Source organism: Reyranella sp. (assembly GCF_030651995.1).
Taxonomy (GTDB): Bacteria; Pseudomonadota; Alphaproteobacteria; order Reyranellales; family Reyranellaceae; genus Reyranella.
Genome location: NZ_JAUSBN010000035.1, coordinates 111833 through 128288, shown reverse-complemented (window position 1 = coordinate 128288; position 16456 = coordinate 111833). Strand labels below are relative to the sequence as shown.

The window sequence follows — 16456 nt, the reverse complement described above, 5'->3', positions numbered from 1 at the left end:
GCGCCTGATACGACAGGATGGGGTCAGGCGCGAGCCTTGATCGGTGTGATATTGTCCCCAACGCCCCGCAGGTAGAGGTCGATGGAGCGACCGGGATCGGCCAGCACCTGCCGGATGTTGCGGACGGCCTGACGGATGCGGTGCTTGTTCTCCACGAGCGCGATGCGGACATGTGCATCGCCGTGCTCGCCGAAGCCGATGCCCGGCGACAGCGCCACGTTGGCCTGGGTCAGCAGCAACTTCGAAAAAGCCAGCGAACCCAGCTCGACGAAATCCTTGGGCAGCGGCGCCCAGGCAAACATGCTGGCCGACGGAGACGGCAGGTCCCAGCCCGCGCCTTTCAGCCCCTCGATCAGAACGTCGCGGCGTTCCTTGTAGGTATTCCGTGCCTCGACGATGCAGTCCTGCGGGCCGTTCAGCGCCGCCGTCGCCGCCACCTGGATCGGTGTGAAGGCGCCGTAGTCGAGGTAGGACTTGATGCGGGTCAGGGCCTGGATCAGCGTCTTGTTGCCCGCCGCGAAGCCCATGCGCCAGCCGGCCATCGAGTAGGTCTTGCTCATCGAGGTGAACTCGATGGCGATGTCGCGCGCGCCCGGCACCTGCAGCACCGACGGCGGCGGCACGCCGTCGAAGTAGATCTCGGCATAGGCGAGGTCGGACAGGATCCAGATGCCCTGACGTTTGCAGAAATCGACGATGGCCGCATAGAAGTCGAGATCGACGACCTGGGCCGTCGGGTTCGACGGATAGTTCAGCACCAGCGCCAGCGGCTTCGGCACCGCATGGCGCACCGCCCGCTCGAGCGCCGGCAGGAACTCCTCGATCGAGGTCGAGCCCGGCACCGGAATGTGCCGCACGGAGCCGCCGGCGATGATGAAGCCGTAGGGATGGATCGGATAGCTGGGATTGGGAACCAGCACCGTGTCCCCGGGCGAGGTGATCGCCTGCGCGAGGTTGGCCAGTCCTTCCTTTGAGCCCAGCGTGACGATGATCTCGCTCTCGGGATCGAGTTCGACGCCGAAGCGGCGCTCATAATAGGCAGCCTGCGCCTTGCGGAGCCCCGGGATGCCGCGCGAGGCGGAGTAGCCGTGGGCGCGCGGGTTGGCTGCCGCTTCGGCGAGCTTGGCAACGATGTGCGGTGCGGTCGGCAGGTCGGGGTTGCCCATGCCGAGGTCGATGACGTCCTGGCCGGCGGCGCGGGCACGCGCCTTCATCGCGTTCACTTCGGCGAACACGTAGGGCGGCAGGCGCTTCAGGCGGTGGAATTCAGAGTCGTCCATGTCGTTCTTCCTTCGACGCCTAGAAGTCCATGAAGACTTCGACGCGCCGGTTGGCGGCGAGGCCGCGGGCGGTACTGGTCTGGTAGATCGGCTCCCCGTCGGAAGCCGTTTCCGCGACCATCTGGCTGGTCGGCACGCCGAGCCGGCGCAATTCCTGGGCGATCGCCAGTGCGCGACGGCGCGAGACATCGAGGTTGTCCCGGTCCTGCGCGGCGTGGGCCACGATGCGGACGATGCCGCCATTGTCGCGCTGGATCTCCGCCACGCGCGCAAGCACCGCAGAGTCCACGCCGTCCAGGCCTGTCGAGGACGGTCCGAACTGGATCACCGCGACCTGCAGCGACCCGTCGAACGGCGGCGACTTCAGGGCGCTGAAGGGCACTTCTCCAGACTGCGCCTTGGCGATGTTGCCCTTGACCGGCGTCGGATCCGCGCATGCATCGTCGGCGGGTTCCGTGAACGCGACCGTCAACGGCGCAAGCGTCATGACTGAGCCGACGTCGAGACCCGGCGGTGCCCAGCCCGGCTGCGGCGCGAAGGCCTTGTTGGGGTCCGCCGGCGGCGCAGGCTGCGGAGCCGTTGCAGGAGGCGCGGACTCAGGATTTGCCGGCGGTGCCCCGGTCGTTACGGAACCCTCCGGTGCCCCTGGCGGGGTCCAACCCGACGGCGGCGTGAAAGCCCTGTTCGGATCGCCTGAAGGTGTGGGTGTGGCCGGCACCGGGACGGGTGCCGGCGCCGCTGCCGGGTCAGGTGCCGCAGACGGCGGCGCCACGGGGGCGCTGGTCACGGGAGCCGGTGGCGGGACCGGAGCGGACACCGGCGTCTGATCAGACGTGATCGTTCCGGCACCCGGCGGCGGCGCACCGACGGGGGCGACCGCGGGAGTCGTCCCCTCCTGGTTTTCCCTCGCCTTCTCTTCCTTTTCGGCGGCTTCCCGCTCGAGGCGTGCTTCGCGATCCTTGCGGTCGCGCTCCGCCTGTTCCTTCTCGATGGCCTCGCGCTGCGCCTTCTGGCCACCCTTGGGAGGGATGACGGACCCGATGGCCGGCGCGGCGCGGTCGTCGCCGCCGATCACACCGGCATCATACTGCGGATTGACGGGCCCCGGCGGAATACTGGCGGACGGCTGGATGCCCTTCTCCGCGCCGGGCCGCGGCGGCGGGCCGATGGGCGCCGAACTGCCATCGATCCAGTCGCAGCCGACCAGAAGGGCGAGCGCAGACACGCCGAGCAGGCCGAGCCAGCGGCCGCTGCCATTCGTGTCCTGGTGTCGCTGCATCGTCATCACCCGCTGTGTACGCTTGAAACACGATTTCCGCCTGTTTAGCGGAGACCGAGAGGAAATTTGACCCGTCAGTTGTCGCAGCCTACCTATGAAAGGCAGGTGGCGGCCCGGGTCGTCACTAGCTATGGTACCGGGGCGTTGAATTTACCGCAAGAAACGCCACAAAGGCAATGATTCGGAAGGGGAAACGCATGTCCGATAGTCCTGCCCCCGCAGCCCTTGGCGGTCTCTCTCCGGAGGAGTCCGAGAAGCTCCAGGAGGCCTTCAAGGACATCGCGACGCGCAGCCAGAAGCTGCTGCAGGACTTTTCCCAACGCTATCAGGCCGATGGTCAGCAGTCGGCCGACCCGCTTCACCTCACCCAGACCTTCATGGACTTCACGGCCAAGATGCTGGCCGATCCGAACCGGCTGGTGCAGGCCCAGGTCGAGTTGTGGCAGCAGTACATGAAGCTCTGGCAGGTCACGGCCCAGCGCATGATGGGCCAGACGGTCGAGCCCGTGGCCGAGCCCGCCCGCGGCGACAAGCGCTTCAACGACCCGGCCTGGAAGGACGAGGTCGTCTTCGACTATCTGAAGCAGTCCTACCTGCTGACGGCGCGGTGGCTGCAGGGCACCATCAAGGAGGTCGAAGGCGTCGACGACAAGACCGCCCGCAAGGTCGACTTCTATACGCGCCAGTTCATCGACGCGGTGTCGCCGTCCAACTTCGCCATGACCAACCCGCAGGTGGTGAAAGCCACTGTCGAGTCCAAGGGCGAGAACCTGCTGAAGGGCCTTCAGAACCTCCTGGGAGACCTGGAGCGTGGCAAAGGCAACCTCCTCATCCGCCAGACCGACATGGATGCCTTCAAGGTCGGCGGAAACGTCGCCACGACGCCCGGCAAGGTCGTCTACCAGAACGACATCATGCAGCTCATCCAGTACGCGCCGTCGACCGAAGAGGTCTACGAGGTTCCGCTTCTGATCGTGCCGCCGTGGATCAACAAGTTCTACATCCTCGATCTCAAGCCCGAGAACTCGTTCATCAAGTGGGCGACCGAGCAGGGCTACACGGTGTTCGTCGTCTCCTGGGTCAACCCCGACGAGCGTCTCTCGAAGATGGTGTTCGAGGATTACATGAACCAGGGTCCGCTTGCTGCGCTCGACGCCATCGAGAAGGCGACCGGGCAGCGCAAGGCGTCGGCGATCGGCTATTGCATCGGCGGCACGCTGATGGCCGCGACGCTGGCCTACATGGCCGCCCGCAACGATGACCGCATCGTGGCCTGCACCTTCTTCACCGCGCAGGTCGACTTCAGCGAGCCCGGCGAACTGGGCGTGTTCATCGACGAGGACCAGCTCGCCAGCGTCGAGGAGATGATGGGCAAGAAGGGCTATCTCGAAGGCAGCGAGATGGCGACGACCTTCAACATGCTGCGCGCCAACGATCTCATCTGGTCGTTCGTCGTGAACAACTACCTGATGGGCAAGGACCCCTTCCCCTTCGATCTCCTGTTCTGGAACGCCGACGCCACGCGCATGCCGGCGGCCATGCACAGCTATTACCTGCGCAACATGTACCAGAAGAACCTGCTCAGTCAGCCGGGCGGCATCGTTCTCGACAATGTGCCGATCGACCTGCGCAACATCCGGATTCCGGTCTACATCCAGGCCGGCAAGGAAGACCACATCGCGCCGGTCCGTTCGGTCTACAAGGCAACCCAGCTGTTCAGCGGGCCGGTGCGCTTCATGCTCGCGGGCTCCGGCCACATCGCCGGCGTCGTCAATCCGCCGCGTAACAAGAAGTACCAGCACTGGCTGAACGAGACCGACAAGAACCCGCCGACGCTCGCCGAATGGCAGGCCGGCGCCAAGGAGTTCCCCGGCTCATGGTGGAACGACTGGGACAAGTGGCTGTCGGCCCTCTCGGGTCCGAAGGTTCCTGCCCGCGTGCCCGGCACCGCCGGGCTGCCGGCGATCGAGGACGCGCCCGGCAGCTATGTGAAGGTGCGGTCGGGAGCCTAGCCGTCCTGCTCCGGCTCCGGAAGACCCATCCTCTTGCAGATCAGCAGGGCCACCATCGTCGCGATCCCGGCCTCATAGTTGCCCTCGTCGCAATCGATGCGGGCGCCGATGCGGGTCATGTTTCGGGCCCCATCGGTCACGCCTTCGCCTCGGCTCTGACCATAGTAGTCGAAATACTCGATCAACTGGTCGCAGCGGGCCTCGGCCGGGAGTTCTTCGGCAATGGCGACCGGCGTCGTGAACACGGCTGCAGCGACGGCGATCGATCGTAAGACAAGGTTGTGCATGCGGGTGAAACGCCGGGAGGCACGTCGAGTTGCCCGGCGCGCGCCCGTGCCGCGCCCTACTCGGCCGCTTTCGGACGATCGGCCAGGTATCGCTGCCCGAGCCGCACATAGGCGGCGGCCGAGCGCCGGAAGGACTCGATATCCTTCTCGTTGATGTCGCGCATCTTCACCGCGGGATTGCCCGCCCACAGCTCGCCCTTGCGCACGATCTTCCGCGGCGTCACCACCGCTCCCGCCGCAACCATCGCGCCGGTCTCGATCACCGCCTCGTCGAGCACGGTGGAATGCATGCCGATGAAGGCGTCGTCCTGCACCTCGCAGGCGTGCAGCAGCGCGAGGTGACCGACGGTCACGTTGCGGCCGACCACGGTACAGACGCCGCGCGCGGCGATGTGGATCACGGTGCCGTCCTGGATGTTGGAATTCTCGCCGATCCGGATGCCCGGCCCGTCGCCGCGCAGCACGGCGCCGAACCAGATGCTGCAGTTCGCGGCGATCTCGACCTCGCCGATCAGCGTCGCGTTGGGGGCGATGAACGCCGTGCTGTGGACCTGGGGCACGAAGCCGTTGAAAGGCACGATGAGACCGGACATCGAGTCGCTACTCCACAAAAAACCAGGATCCCAAAAAGACAAAAAGAAGGGCGCCCTGAGGCGCCCTTCGAGGATATCGGAAACGCGGGTTCAGCGCTTCGAGAACTGGAAGCGGCGACGCGCACCGGCGCGGCCGTACTTCTTGCGCTCGACCACGCGGCTGTCGCGGGTGAGGAAGCCGGCAGCCTTGACGCTGCCGCGCAGGCCGGGCTCGAACTTGGTGAGCGCCTGCGAGATGCCGTGGCGCACGGCGCCTGCCTGGCCCGACAGGCCGCCGCCGGAAACCGTGGCGACGACGTCGAACTGGCCGTTGCGCTGGGTCACGTCGAACGGCTGCTGGATCATCATGCGCTGCGTGGGACGCGCGAAGTAGATCGTCTGGTCGCGGCCGTTGATGGTGATCTTGCCGGTACCGGGCTTGACCCAGACGCGAGCGACCGCGTTCTTGCGGCGACCCGTGGCATAGGCACGACCCTGCGCGTCGATTTCCTTCTCACGGGGCGCGCCGGCAATCTGCGCACCGGCGGTCGGAGCCTTCTTCAGTTCGGCAAACGACGAAAGTTCGGTAGCCATGTTAGCCGATCCTCGAGTTCTTGCGGTTCATTGCGGCGATGTCGAGCTTCTCGGGCTGCTGGGCCTCCTGCTCGTGGTTCGGTCCGGTATAGACGCGCAGGTTCTTCATCTGCGCCCGGCCGAGCGGGCCGCGGGTGATCATGCGCTCGACGGCCTTGACCAGGACGCGCTCCGGGAAGCGGCCTTCGAGGCGCTTGCCCAGGGTCTCGCCCTTGATGCCGCCGGGGTGACCGGTGTGCCAGTAGAAGACTTCGCGCTCGGCCTTGCGGCCCGTGAGGCGCACCTTCTCGGCGTTGATCACGACGATGTTGTCGCCGCAATCGATGTGCGGCGTGAACATCGGCTTGTGCTTGCCACGCAGGCGCATGGCAATGATCGAGGCGAGCCGGCCGAGAACGAGGCCGTCGGCGTCGATCAGAAACCACTTCTTCTTGACGTCGGCGGTCTTGATGCTGGGAGTGGAGTGCGTGAGGGCGTGCATGGGTCTTTCTTCCAATGAGCGCGCGCTTATGGGCAGCACGGAGCGACTTGTCAAATCGCCACAAAAAACGACGTCGAATCAATAACTTAAAACTGAGGTATTATATTACCTCTCATTTAAGGCTTGCGTGGTATGGCATATGTCACCGTGGCATGCGCGACGGGTTCGGGCTTGCCATCGCTCCAGATCGTGAAGTCCCCAACCGCCAAGGTCTTGCCGAGCTTCAACAATCGCCCCTCCCCGATCAGGTCGGCGGGCTCGGGCTTGCGCATGAAATTGATGTTGAGGTTGGTCGTCACCGCCAGGGCCACCGGTCCGAGCTGTCCCAGGATCAGCAGGTAGAAACCGCAATCGACCAGCCACATGAGGGTCGGGCCCGAGATCGTGCCGCCCGGTCGCAGATGCCGCTCGTGCGTCGGCAGGCGCAGGCGGATGATCCGGTCGTCGAGATGCTCGATGGCGAGTCCGAGATGGGCGGCCTGCGGGAAATGCTCGCCGAGGAACGTCATCAACTCGGCTGGCGACATCACCGGCATGACGCACCTGCCCTCTTCCCATAGACTGCCGCCATGACCGCCGCCTCCAACGAACCCGTCCTGCTGCGCCGCGACGAGGGCCGCGTCGCCTTCCTCACGCTCAACCGCCCGCGCGCCATGAACGCCCTCTCCGGCGACCTTATAGACGCGCTGCAGGCGGAACTCGACAGGCTGGCCGGGGACACCGGCATCCGCTGCGTCGTGATCGAGGCGAGCGGCGACCGTGCCTTCTCGACCGGCCACGACCTGCGCGAGGTCGCCGCGACCCGCGACTATGCCGTCCATCACGACCTGATGAGACGCTGTTCGGCGATGATGATGTCGATCGGCCGCCTGCCCCAGCCGGTGATCGCCAAGGTGAAATCGGTCGCGACTGCGGCCGGCTGCCAGCTCGTCGCCGCCTGCGACCTCGCGGTCGCGTCGAGCACGGCGACCTTCGCGACCTCCGGCATCATCAACGGCCTGTTCTGCGGCACGCCCTCGGTGGCGGTCGGCCGCACCATTGGACCGAAGCGCGCGCTCGACATGCTGCTCACCGGCCAGTTCGTCGATGCCGCGACGGCGGTGCGCGACGGTCTGGTGAGCCGCGTTGTGGCGCCCGCCGACCTTGATCGCGAAACCAAGGCGCTGGCCGACCATATCGCCGCCCAGCCGCCGCAGCAGATCGCGTCGGGCAAGGCGATGTTCCGAAAGCACATGGAGATGACCGTCGAGCAGGCCTACGCCTACGCGACCGACTTCATGGCCGGCGCGCTCCAGCGCGAGGATCCACAGGCTGGCATCGATGCATTCGTGAACAAGAAGCCCAAGCCGGAGTGGAAGGGCAAATAGCGGGCCGAGTTGACGGCCCGCGACGTAGAGCCGTTAACTCCCGCTGAGAAGAAGAAATCAGTGGGAGGAGACACATGCGGGTTATGAAACTGTCCCGGCGTGCGGCCGTCGCGTCGGCAATGGCGAGTGTGGTGGCCGCGGCGGCTCCGGCAGTCGCGCAGGATCTTCAGCCGGGCAAACCCATCGTCATCGTCGCGCCGTTCGGGCCCGGCACCACCAACGACATCATCGCCCGCCTGCTCGCCCAGGACATGACGGCCACCCTGGGCCAGAGCGTCATCGTCGAGAACAGGCCCGGCGCCACCGGCAACATCGGCGCCGACTACACGGCGAAGGCGCGGCCAGACGGCCATACGGTGGTGATCGCCTCGCTGAGCAACATCATCAACCAGGCCACCGGCAACAACACGGTCAATCTGCTGAACGACCTGACGCCCGTCAGCTTCACGGGCGGCGTGTACTATTCGATGTTCGTGCCCAACGAGCTGCCGGCGAAGAGCGTCGCGGAACTGGTCGAACTCGCCCGCAAGCAGCCGGGCAAGATCAACTTCTCTGGCTTCGCCGGCGGCGTGCCGCAGTTCCTGGGCGAGATGCTCAATCGCGCGGCAAAGATCGACATGGTGATGGTCCCTTACAAGAGCACCACCGATGCGCTGAACGACCTGCTCACCAACCGCATCCAGGTCTGGTTCACGCCCGTCGCGTCGGGCGTACCGGTCCATAACGCGAAGCAGGCCCGGCTGCTCGCCGTCACCGGCGAAAAGCGCGCCGCGGCGCTTCCCGACATCCCGACCTTCAAGGAACTCGGCTATCCCGACATCGTGGCGGACGTGTCGTTCTACATGATGGCGCCCAAGGGAACGCCGCAGCCAATCGTCGACAAGCTCTATCGCGCCGCCGACAAGGCGATGGATAGCCCCAAGGTCAAGGAGTCCTTCCGCGTGCAGGGGATCGAGGACCGACGGGGCGGCCCCGCCGATCTGAGCGCCTACCTCACGAACGAACTTCGTCGCTGGGGTGAGATCATCAAGCTCTCGGCACCGGCGAAGTAGCGTCCCCCTCCGAATCGGAAGAGCGCGCCTCGCGGCGCGCTCTTTTCGCGTGCAGAACCGATCGTCGGTCCGGCGGAACTACTGCCGCCAGTCGATGCCCTTGCCCTCGATCTGGCGCAGCGCGGCCTTCCAGTAGGTCAGGCCGTACTCCGGATTGGCGCGCTGCTGCTTGGCGCGCTCGCCGTACTGGCGGATCACGTCTTCCTCGATCGGCGCGGCTTCCTCGTCGAGGCTGCGGGCGATGACCTCGACCTCGCAGGCACGCTCCAGCATGTACATGCGCCGCAGGGCGCCGGGGATCGTGGAACCGACGGTCAGCAGACCGTGGTTGCGCAGCACGACGGAATTGCCGCTCTGGCACGACACGCCAAGTGCGTCGCACTCTTCCTGGGACGTCGGCATGCCATACTCATGATAGACGAGGTCGTCATAGACCGAGAGCGCATCCTGGCTGATCGGGCGGATGCCCTTCTTCAGGACGGAGACGCCGGTGCCGGCGCGGGTGTGCGTATGCATCACGCAGTTTGCATCCGGCCGTGCCTTGTAGACGCCCGAATGGATGGTGAAGCCGGCGGCGTTGAACTTGCCATCCTTGGCGTAGACGTTGCCGTCGATGTCCATCTTCACGAGGCTCGAGGCGGTGATCTCGTCGAACAGATCGCCGTAGTTGTTGATCAGGAAGCACTTGGGCTCGCCCGGGATGCGCACTGTCATGTGCGTGTCGATCGTGTCGGTCCAGCCGAAAAGGTCGGTGATCCGGTAGAGCGCCGCGAGATCGCAACGCGCCTGCCATTCGGCTTCGGTCATCTCGAGCTTGTCGGGTTGCACCACCGTATCCATTTCGCGCTCCTGCTTTTGTTTCGGCCGATGCCGCAGCGTTTATCGTAACGCAACTCGCCCCGACGGGCGATGCGCTCTTGCCCCTGCGGCACGCAGAGCCGCCCTGCGAACTCCCGGCACAGTATTTGCGTCACGTATGCCGAGCAGGCGGCATCGGAGGGCGTTCGTGGCGACCAACCCATTTCATCTCGCGTGGTTCTTGCAGGGCTCCAGTGTGCAGGCCTGGGGGGAGCCCTGGACAGGTCACATCGGGACGACCTGGGAGCAGCCGGAGCTTTTCCTCGACATGGCGCGCAGCCTGGAACGTGCCTGCTTCGACTACATCCTCCTCGAAGATTCCTCCTATGTGGGCGAGAGCTTCGGTGGCTCGACCGAGATCTACCTGAAGAAGGCCATCGCGGTGCCGCGGCAGGATCCGTCGGTGGTCGCTGCGCTGATGACCCAGGTGACTTCGCGTATCGGCATCGTGCCCACCTTCGGCACCTACGCCTACCACCCCTATTTGCTGGCCCGCCTCATGGCGACGCTCGACCAGGTGTCGGCCGGGCGTGCCGGCTGGAATGCCGTCACCGGCAGCTCCGACTTCGCGGCGATGAACTTCGGCATGCCCGGCATGCCCGAGCACGATCTGCGCTACGACATGGCCGACGAATACATGGAGGTGGTGCGTGGCCTGTGGGGCTCGTGGGAGCCGGGCGCGATGATCGCCGACCGCAAGAGCGGCAACCTGATCGACCACACCAAGGTCCACGGCGTGAACTACGAGGGCAAGTACTTCAGGACGCGCGGCCCCCTCAACTCCGGTCCCAGCCCGCAAGGCCGGCCGGTGATCGCCCAGGCCGGCGGCTCGCCGCGCGGCCGGCGCTTCGCCGCCGCCCACGCCGATACGATCGTGGTCAACGCCAAGGGCATCGACGCCATGCGCGCCTACCGCGACGACGTGCACAAACACATGATCGCGCAGGGCCGTAAGCCGAGCGATTGCAAGGTGCTCTACCTGATCAACCCGATTCTCGGCGAGACCATGGAAGAGGCACTGGAGCGCAAGAAGAAGCGCGAGTGCATGGCGCAGGCCAACATCCAGGAACGCCTCGCCCACTTCGGCAAGGTCACCAACATCGACTTCGGCAGGTTCGACCTCGACAAGCCTCTGCCCGACGACGTGACCACCAACGGTCACCAGCTCAACCTCGAACAGTTCCGGACCCTGGCCGCCGGCCGCTCGATCCGACAGACCATGGCCTCGTTCAACGCCGTCGACCTGTCGATCGATCTCTGCGGCACCTGCGATTCGGTGGCCGCGCGCATGGGCGAGGTCATGCAGGAGGTCGGCGGCGACGGGTTCCTGTTCTCCATGCCCAACGTTAACCGCCGCACCCTGGCCGAGATCGAGGACGGGCTGGTCCCGGCCCTCCAGGATCGCGGCCTGGTGCGCAAGGCCTACGAGCACAAGCAGTTCAGGGAAAATCTCCTCGCTTACTGATCCAGCCGAACGGGAAGGACGACACCATGAGCAAGAAGACCATCGGCAGGCGTACGACCCTGGGCCTCATTGGCGCAGGTCTCGTGGCAGCCCCCTTCATCCGTCCGAGCTACGGCCAGGCCGCCTGGCCCGAGCAGACGACCGTGCCCGATATCCTCAAAGGCAGCGGCGAGGTCCGTATCGCCACCTTCGGCGGCTTGATGCAGGAGGTTCAACAGAAGGCCTATTTCGAGCCGTTCGAGAAGATTACCGGCATCAAGGTGCGCGCCTTCCCGGGCTCCGACGCGACCAAGATCAAGGCCATGGTCGACACCGGCAACGTCGAATGGGACATGGCGCAGCTCAGCCGCGGATCGATCATGAACCTCCAGAAGCGCGGCGATTACTTCGAGAAGATCGACTACGACATCGTCGATCCCGGCGTCGAGGCCCAGTACCGCTTCGAGTACGGCCTCGAGATGCTGGTCTGGGCGCAGGTCCTCGCCTATCGCACCGATGCCTTCAAGGGCGCCGTCCCGTCGGGCTGGGCCGACTTCTGGGACACCAAGAAGTTTCCCGGCGACCGCGCCATGTTTGGCACCAACAGCGGCGGCTGGCCCGAGATGGAATTCGCGCTGATGGCGGCCGGTGTCCCGGCCGACAAGCTCTACCCGATCGACATCGACAAGGCGCTGGCCAGCTACAGCAAGATCAAGAAGGATGTCTTCAAGTGGTGGGACACCGGCGCGGTGCCCATCCAGCTCCTGACCGATCGCGAAGTCACGATGACCACGGTGTGGAACGGCCGCATGGCCGCGCTGCAAGCCGCCGGCGTGCCCGCGGCGGTCAGCTGGAACCAGGGCCTGCTGAAGCGCGATGCCTGGGGCATTCCCAAGGGCGCCAAGAACAAGGTCAACGCCATGAAGTTCGCGGCCTACTCGACCATGGCCATCCCGCAGGCCCGGGTCTGCCTTGGAATTCCCTATGGTTCGGTGAACGCCAAGTCGAACGAGTACATCCCGGCGGAACGCCTGGCCGTCCTGCCCAGCGCCCCGGACATCAAGAAGCAGCTCGTCAACTACAACTACGATTGGTGGATCGACAATCGCGAGGCGGTGATTCCGAAGTTCAACAAGTGGCTGTTGAGCTGACGCCATGACAAGCGCTGGCACGAACGGAGCCGGCTCGGGTCCCATCGGCCGGGGCGCGTCGGTGACGCTCTCTGACCTGGAGAAGACCTACGACCGCGCCAACGCCGTCGCCAAGGCCGTGGACGGCGTGTCGCTCGACATCCGCTCGGGCGAGTTCCTCACGCTGCTTGGCCCCAGCGGCTCGGGCAAGACCACGACCCTGATGATGATCGCGGGCTTCGAGACGCCGACCGCCGGCGATATCGCGATCGACGGCAAGTCGGTCGTCGCCATGCCGCCCTACCGGCGCAACATCGGCATGGTGTTCCAGAACTACGCGCTCTTCCCTCACCTCACCGTCGAGGAGAATGTCGGTTTTCCCCTGAAGCAGCGCGGCGTTTCCAAGGCCGAACGCGCGAAGCTGGTGGCGGAGGCGCTGGAACTGGTGCACCTGCCGGGCTACGGCGCGCGCTATCCGCGCCAACTTTCGGGCGGCCAGCAGCAGCGCGTCGCGGTCGCGCGGGCCGTCGTCTTCAAACCGCGTCTCCTGTTGATGGACGAGCCGCTGGGGGCGCTCGACAAGCAGCTGCGCGAAAACCTTCAGCTCGAGATGCGCCGCCTGCACGCCGACCTCGGCATCACCTTCATCTACGTGACGCACGACCAGGAAGAGGCGCTCACCATGTCCGACCGCATCGCCGTCATGAACGACGGCAAGGTGGCGCAGGTCGGAAGCCCCGAGGATCTCTACGACCGGCCCGACAACCGCTTCGTTGCAGGCTTCATCGGCGAATCGAACTTCCTGCCGGCCATCGTGCGCGACCTCGAGGACGACGTGGTCGTGGCGGAATGCGAAGGCACGCTGATTCGCGCGCTTTGCCCCGGACGGCCGGCGAGCGGCGAAAAAGTGACGCTCACGACGCGGCCTGAACGGCTGCGCTTCGCCGACGCAAACCAGGCCGGGACACATCCGCAGAACCGGCTGAGCGTCACCGTGACCGAGGCGGTGTTCGCGGGCGAGCGCTGCCGCTACATGCTGCAGGCCGGTGACGGCACGTCGATCGTGCTCAAGGAACCGTCCAGTGCCGCCATCCGCCGCCGCGCCGTCGGCGAGCGCGCGGAGATCGCCTGGTCCGTCGCGGATACGATTCTTGTCTGAGGTGGGTCTTGTCTGAGGTGGTGCAGCCCGCTTCCCTTGCCCTCGCGGTCAGTCGGCCGAAGACGGTGCCGTTCGACTGGCGTCGAGCGGTGCCCTTGCTGCTCGCGGCGCCGCTGCTGATCTACATGCTGGTCTTCTACGCGCTGCCGGTCGTGGCGATGCTGTTGCGCAGCGTGAACGATCCGACTTGGACCCTCTCGCACTACGCCACCTTGTTCGATGATGTCGTGTTCCAGAAGACCTTCTGGATCACGATCAATACTTCCGTGACGGTCACCCTGGGATGCCTGATCCTGGGTTATCCGGTGGCCATGGGGCTGGTGCGCTCCAGGTCGATGGCGCCCTTCATCCTGGTGATCATCCTGCTGCCCTTCTGGACCAGCGTCCTGGTGCGCAGCTACGCCTGGATGGTGCTGCTCGGCCGGCACGGACTGGTCAACGAGGCATTGCTGGCGCTCGGCATGATCGAGCGGCCGATCCGAATTCTCAACACGCCGCTCGCGACACAGATCGCGATGATCCACATCCTCCTGCCCTACATGATCCTGCCCATCGCCAATGCGCTTCGGCAGATCGATCCCTCGCTGATCCGGGCCGCCTCCGGCCTCGGCGCGACACCGTTCATGACCTTCCGTCAGGTCATCCTGCCGCTATCCATGTCGGGGGTGGCGGCGGGCACCCTTCTCACCTTCGTCCTCGCGCTCGGCTTCTACATCACGCCGGCCATGGTCGGCGGGCCGCGCGACATCACCCTGTCGATGCTGATCGCCCAGCAGGTCGACCAGCTCAACTGGGCCTATGCCGCGACCCTCTCGGCGGTCCTGCTGGCGACGGCGCTCGCCCTCCTCGCCGTGGCGCGCAAGCTTCCCGGCGTCGGCAATGCCTTCAAGACGAGCATGCGATGAAGCTGGTGCACATCCTTCCGGCGAGCGTCGTCGGCCTGATCCTGTTCTTCCTGGCGTTCCCGATCGTCGTGGTGGCGATCGTGTCCTTCTCCTCGGCGACCTACCTCTCCTTCCCACCGCCCGCCTTCGGGTTGCGCTGGTACGAAGCCTATTTCAGCAATCCCGACTGGCTGAAGCCGACCTGGGTCAGCATCTGGGTGGCCTGCGCCGTCGTCGTGCTGGCGACCTTCCTCGGCACGCTCGCGGCGCTCGGCATTGCGCGCCTGCCCAAGGGACTGCGCGTCGTCGCGGCCGGCCTGATCCTGTCGCCGCTGATCGTGCCCGGCATCGTCGTGGCAATCGGCATCTACTATGCCTACTCGCGCTACGGCCTGGTCGGCACGCCGATCGCGATGGTGCTGGCGCACACCTGTCTCGCGGTGCCCTTCGTCGTCACCAGCGTGACGGCGAGCCTCTCGGGCATCGACCCGCGGCTGGAACAGGCCGCCCTCAGCCTCGGCGCGACGCCCGGCGCCACCTTCTTCCAGGTAACCTTGCCGCTGATCCAGCCCGGCGTGCTGGTGGGTGCGCTGTTCGCGTTCATCACCTCGTTCGACGAGCTGATCGTGGCCCTGTTCATTTCCGGAACCGGCGCAGTCACCCTGCCGCGCCGCATGTGGGACGATCTGCGGTTCCAGATCGATCCGACCATTGCGGCCGTCTCCACCCTCACGATCGTGCTGACGGCCGCGCTGATGGGCGCCGCGCATCTCCTGCGCAAGCGCGCCGAGCAGAACCGGATGGCTACCTCTTCTGCTGCGCCTTGAGCGCCGGCGCCGCCCAGGCAGGTACGGCGCCTCCCGGTGTCACGTCCGGGTGACAGGCCGCGGTCACCCTGCGTTGAGGCCCTTCATGTAGGTCGATGGCACGACCGACTTCACGGACTGTGCGCGCTTGGCCAGCCAGTAGGCCTGCGCCGGCGGCACGGACGCGAACTTCGGGTCGACGCCCAGCTTCTGCGCGGCATCCATCGGCCAATTCGGATTGTACAGAAGCTCGCGCGCCAGCGCGATCAGGTCGGCGCGACCTTCCTGCAGGATCTTCTCCGCCTGGTCGGCATGGACGATCAGGCCGACCGCCATGCTCAGAATGCCGGCATCGTTCTTCAGCCGGTCGGCATAGGGCACCTGGTATCCGTAGGTCACGGGTCCCGCGCTCACCACCGGCGAGCCGCGCATGCCGCCCGAGCTGCAGTCGATCACGTCGACGCCCTTGGGCTTCAGGATCTTCGCCAGCGCGACGCTCTGGTCCGGCCCCCAGCCGGAATCGTCCTCGACCGAGAGGCGCACGAACAGCGGCTTCGAGGCCGGCCAGTGCGCGCGCACGCTCTCCACGACCTCGATGGCGAAGCGCATGCGATTGAGCTCGCTGCCGCCATACTGGTCGTTGCGCACATTGGAGAACGGCGAGAGGAACTGGTGGATCAGGTAGCCATGCGCCATGTGGATATCGAGCACGTCGAACCCGGCCTCGTGCGCGCGCCGCGCCGCCTGTCCCCAGCGCTCGACCGCCTCCGGAATCTCCGCCAGGGTCAGCGCCCGCGGCGTCGGATCGGTGTCGGGTGAGTTGATGCCGCTCGAGGAGACGAGCTCCCACTGATCCCAGTCGTCGATCTCCGGGGTTTGCTTCAACGGCGCCCCGCCCTCCCACGGCCGAGCGCGCCGCGCCTTGCGACCGGAATGGCCGAGCTGGATGCCCGGCACGGAATTGTGCAGCCGGATGAAATCGACGCAGCGCTTGAGGCCGGGGATGAACGCATCGTCCCACAGGCCGAGATCGCCGACCGTGCCGCATCCCCGCCGCTCGACCTTGGTCGATTCCATGATGACGAGCCCGGCGCCGCCGGCGGCATAACGGCCGGCATTCACCAGGTGCCAGTCGGTCGCGAAGCCCTTCTCGGCCGCGTACTGGTGCATCGGCGCCACGACGACCCGGTTCTTCAGGGTGACGTCGCGGATCGAAATCGGCTCGAACAGCATCGGACCGGCCATGTATAC

General features: G+C 65.9%; 17 protein-coding genes. 8 read left to right on the top strand and 9 right to left on the bottom strand.

Annotation, left to right across the window (positions count from 1 at the left end):
• Positions 1 to 23: 23 nt before the first annotated feature.
• Both Q7V45_RS09815 and Q7V45_RS09810 read right to left on the bottom strand, forming a co-directional pair.
• Positions 24 to 1280: an LL-diaminopimelate aminotransferase gene (locus Q7V45_RS09815; protein ID WP_304850825.1), complete on the bottom strand. Its 1257-nt coding sequence runs from the start codon at positions 1278 to 1280 to the stop codon at positions 24 to 26.
• A 19-nt stretch (positions 1281 to 1299) separates the two neighbouring features.
• Positions 1300 to 2559, bottom strand: coding sequence for an OmpA family protein (locus Q7V45_RS09810; protein WP_304850822.1), 1260 nt, complete (start codon positions 2557 to 2559; stop codon positions 1300 to 1302).
• A gap of 197 nt (positions 2560 to 2756) precedes the next feature.
• Between Q7V45_RS09810 and Q7V45_RS09805 the strand changes: the two genes are divergently transcribed.
• On the top strand, positions 2757 to 4571 hold the full coding sequence (locus tag Q7V45_RS09805; protein WP_304850820.1) for an alpha/beta hydrolase: 1815 nt from the start codon (positions 2757 to 2759) through the stop codon (positions 4569 to 4571).
• On the opposite strand, the gene Q7V45_RS09800 is transcribed toward Q7V45_RS09805, so the two are convergent.
• From Q7V45_RS09800 to Q7V45_RS09780, 5 genes are all read right to left on the bottom strand, one after another.
• Positions 4568 to 4858, bottom strand: a complete 291-nt coding sequence (locus Q7V45_RS09800) for a hypothetical protein (protein ID WP_304850817.1) — start codon at positions 4856 to 4858, stop codon at positions 4568 to 4570. The two genes, Q7V45_RS09805 and Q7V45_RS09800, sit on opposite strands and share 4 nt — an antisense overlap.
• A gap of 56 nt (positions 4859 to 4914) precedes the next feature.
• Positions 4915 to 5451: a gamma carbonic anhydrase family protein gene (locus Q7V45_RS09795; RefSeq protein ID WP_304850814.1), complete on the bottom strand. Its 537-nt coding sequence runs from the start codon at positions 5449 to 5451 to the stop codon at positions 4915 to 4917.
• Between the two features lie 90 nt (positions 5452 to 5541).
• Positions 5542 to 6024 carry a 30S ribosomal protein S9 gene (rpsI, locus tag Q7V45_RS09790; protein ID WP_304850811.1) on the bottom strand — a complete coding sequence of 161 codons (483 nt, stop codon included), beginning with the start codon at positions 6022 to 6024 and terminating at the stop codon, positions 5542 to 5544.
• 1 nt (position 6025) lies between these two features.
• Positions 6026 to 6505: a 50S ribosomal protein L13 gene (gene rplM, locus Q7V45_RS09785; RefSeq protein WP_304850808.1), complete on the bottom strand. Its 480-nt coding sequence runs from the start codon at positions 6503 to 6505 to the stop codon at positions 6026 to 6028.
• Positions 6506 to 6621: 116 nt separating this feature from the next.
• Positions 6622 to 7041, bottom strand: coding sequence for a PaaI family thioesterase (locus Q7V45_RS09780; protein ID WP_304850805.1), 420 nt, complete (start codon positions 7039 to 7041; stop codon positions 6622 to 6624).
• Positions 7042 to 7074: 33 nt separating this feature from the next.
• On the opposite strand from Q7V45_RS09780, the gene Q7V45_RS09775 reads away from it, so the two are divergent.
• Positions 7075 to 7872, top strand: a complete 798-nt coding sequence (locus tag Q7V45_RS09775) for an enoyl-CoA hydratase (RefSeq protein WP_304850802.1) — start codon at positions 7075 to 7077, stop codon at positions 7870 to 7872.
• A gap of 74 nt (positions 7873 to 7946) precedes the next feature.
• The gene (locus Q7V45_RS09770) at positions 7947 to 8924 is read left to right on the top strand and encodes a tripartite tricarboxylate transporter substrate binding protein (protein ID WP_304850799.1); all 978 of its coding nucleotides are present in this window, start codon (positions 7947 to 7949) and stop codon (positions 8922 to 8924) included.
• A 78-nt stretch (positions 8925 to 9002) separates the two neighbouring features.
• Here Q7V45_RS09770 and Q7V45_RS09765 read toward each other — a convergent pair whose 3' ends face one another.
• The gene (locus Q7V45_RS09765) at positions 9003 to 9764 is read right to left on the bottom strand and encodes a class II aldolase/adducin family protein (RefSeq protein ID WP_304850796.1); all 762 of its coding nucleotides are present in this window, start codon (positions 9762 to 9764) and stop codon (positions 9003 to 9005) included.
• 166 nt (positions 9765 to 9930) lie between these two features.
• On the opposite strand from Q7V45_RS09765, the gene Q7V45_RS09760 reads away from it, so the two are divergent.
• Genes Q7V45_RS09760 through Q7V45_RS09740 form a run of 5 tightly spaced genes read left to right on the top strand, consistent with a single transcriptional unit; the run spans position 9931 to position 15226 of the window.
• On the top strand, positions 9931 to 11247 hold the full coding sequence (locus Q7V45_RS09760; RefSeq protein WP_304850792.1) for an NtaA/DmoA family FMN-dependent monooxygenase: 1317 nt from the start codon (positions 9931 to 9933) through the stop codon (positions 11245 to 11247).
• 26 nt (positions 11248 to 11273) lie between these two features.
• Positions 11274 to 12377, top strand: coding sequence for an ABC transporter substrate-binding protein (locus Q7V45_RS09755; protein ID WP_304850789.1), 1104 nt, complete (start codon positions 11274 to 11276; stop codon positions 12375 to 12377).
• Positions 12378 to 12381: 4 nt separating this feature from the next.
• Positions 12382 to 13515, top strand: coding sequence for an ABC transporter ATP-binding protein (locus Q7V45_RS09750; RefSeq protein ID WP_370692584.1), 1134 nt, complete (start codon positions 12382 to 12384; stop codon positions 13513 to 13515).
• A 17-nt stretch (positions 13516 to 13532) separates the two neighbouring features.
• On the top strand, positions 13533 to 14420 hold the full coding sequence (locus tag Q7V45_RS09745; protein ID WP_304851052.1) for an ABC transporter permease: 888 nt from the start codon (positions 13533 to 13535) through the stop codon (positions 14418 to 14420).
• Positions 14417 to 15226, top strand: a complete 810-nt coding sequence (locus Q7V45_RS09740) for an ABC transporter permease (RefSeq protein ID WP_304850784.1) — start codon at positions 14417 to 14419, stop codon at positions 15224 to 15226. Before Q7V45_RS09745 ends, Q7V45_RS09740 begins: the two co-directional genes overlap by 4 nt.
• 63 nt (positions 15227 to 15289) lie before the next feature.
• On the opposite strand, the gene Q7V45_RS09735 is transcribed toward Q7V45_RS09740, so the two are convergent.
• A complete protein-coding gene (locus tag Q7V45_RS09735) occupies positions 15290 to 16450 on the bottom strand; it encodes an NADH:flavin oxidoreductase/NADH oxidase (RefSeq protein WP_304850781.1) in 1161 nt (386 codons plus the stop codon).
• Between the last annotated feature and the right edge of the window lie 6 nt (positions 16451 to 16456).

What these genes read in the sequence shown, in the direction of transcription:
- Q7V45_RS09770 (WP_304850799.1), top strand. Translation starts at nt 7,947, where the DNA reads ATGCGGGTTATGAAACTGTCCCGGCGTGCGGCCGTCGCGTCGGCAATG.
- Q7V45_RS09735 (WP_304850781.1), bottom strand. Translation starts at nt 16,450, where the DNA reads ATGGCCGGTCCGATGCTGTTCGAGCCGATTTCGATCCGCGACGTCACC.
- Q7V45_RS09805 (WP_304850820.1), top strand. Translation starts at nt 2,757, where the DNA reads ATGTCCGATAGTCCTGCCCCCGCAGCCCTTGGCGGTCTCTCTCCGGAG.
- Q7V45_RS09810 (WP_304850822.1), bottom strand. Translation starts at nt 2,559, where the DNA reads ATGCAGCGACACCAGGACACGAATGGCAGCGGCCGCTGGCTCGGCCTG.
- Q7V45_RS09795 (WP_304850814.1), bottom strand. Translation starts at nt 5,451, where the DNA reads ATGTCCGGTCTCATCGTGCCTTTCAACGGCTTCGTGCCCCAGGTCCAC.
- Q7V45_RS09740 (WP_304850784.1), top strand. Translation starts at nt 14,417, where the DNA reads ATGAAGCTGGTGCACATCCTTCCGGCGAGCGTCGTCGGCCTGATCCTG.
- Q7V45_RS09755 (WP_304850789.1), top strand. Translation starts at nt 11,274, where the DNA reads ATGAGCAAGAAGACCATCGGCAGGCGTACGACCCTGGGCCTCATTGGC.
- rpsI (WP_304850811.1), bottom strand. Translation starts at nt 6,024, where the DNA reads ATGGCTACCGAACTTTCGTCGTTTGCCGAACTGAAGAAGGCTCCGACC.
- Q7V45_RS09780 (WP_304850805.1), bottom strand. Translation starts at nt 7,041, where the DNA reads ATGCCGGTGATGTCGCCAGCCGAGTTGATGACGTTCCTCGGCGAGCAT.
- Q7V45_RS09765 (WP_304850796.1), bottom strand. Translation starts at nt 9,764, where the DNA reads ATGGATACGGTGGTGCAACCCGACAAGCTCGAGATGACCGAAGCCGAA.
- Q7V45_RS09815 (WP_304850825.1), bottom strand. Translation starts at nt 1,280, where the DNA reads ATGGACGACTCTGAATTCCACCGCCTGAAGCGCCTGCCGCCCTACGTG.
- Q7V45_RS09800 (WP_304850817.1), bottom strand. Translation starts at nt 4,858, where the DNA reads ATGCACAACCTTGTCTTACGATCGATCGCCGTCGCTGCAGCCGTGTTC.
- rplM (WP_304850808.1), bottom strand. Translation starts at nt 6,505, where the DNA reads ATGCACGCCCTCACGCACTCCACTCCCAGCATCAAGACCGCCGACGTC.
- Q7V45_RS09775 (WP_304850802.1), top strand. Translation starts at nt 7,075, where the DNA reads ATGACCGCCGCCTCCAACGAACCCGTCCTGCTGCGCCGCGACGAGGGC.
- Q7V45_RS09750 (WP_370692584.1), top strand. Translation starts at nt 12,382, where the DNA reads ATGACAAGCGCTGGCACGAACGGAGCCGGCTCGGGTCCCATCGGCCGG.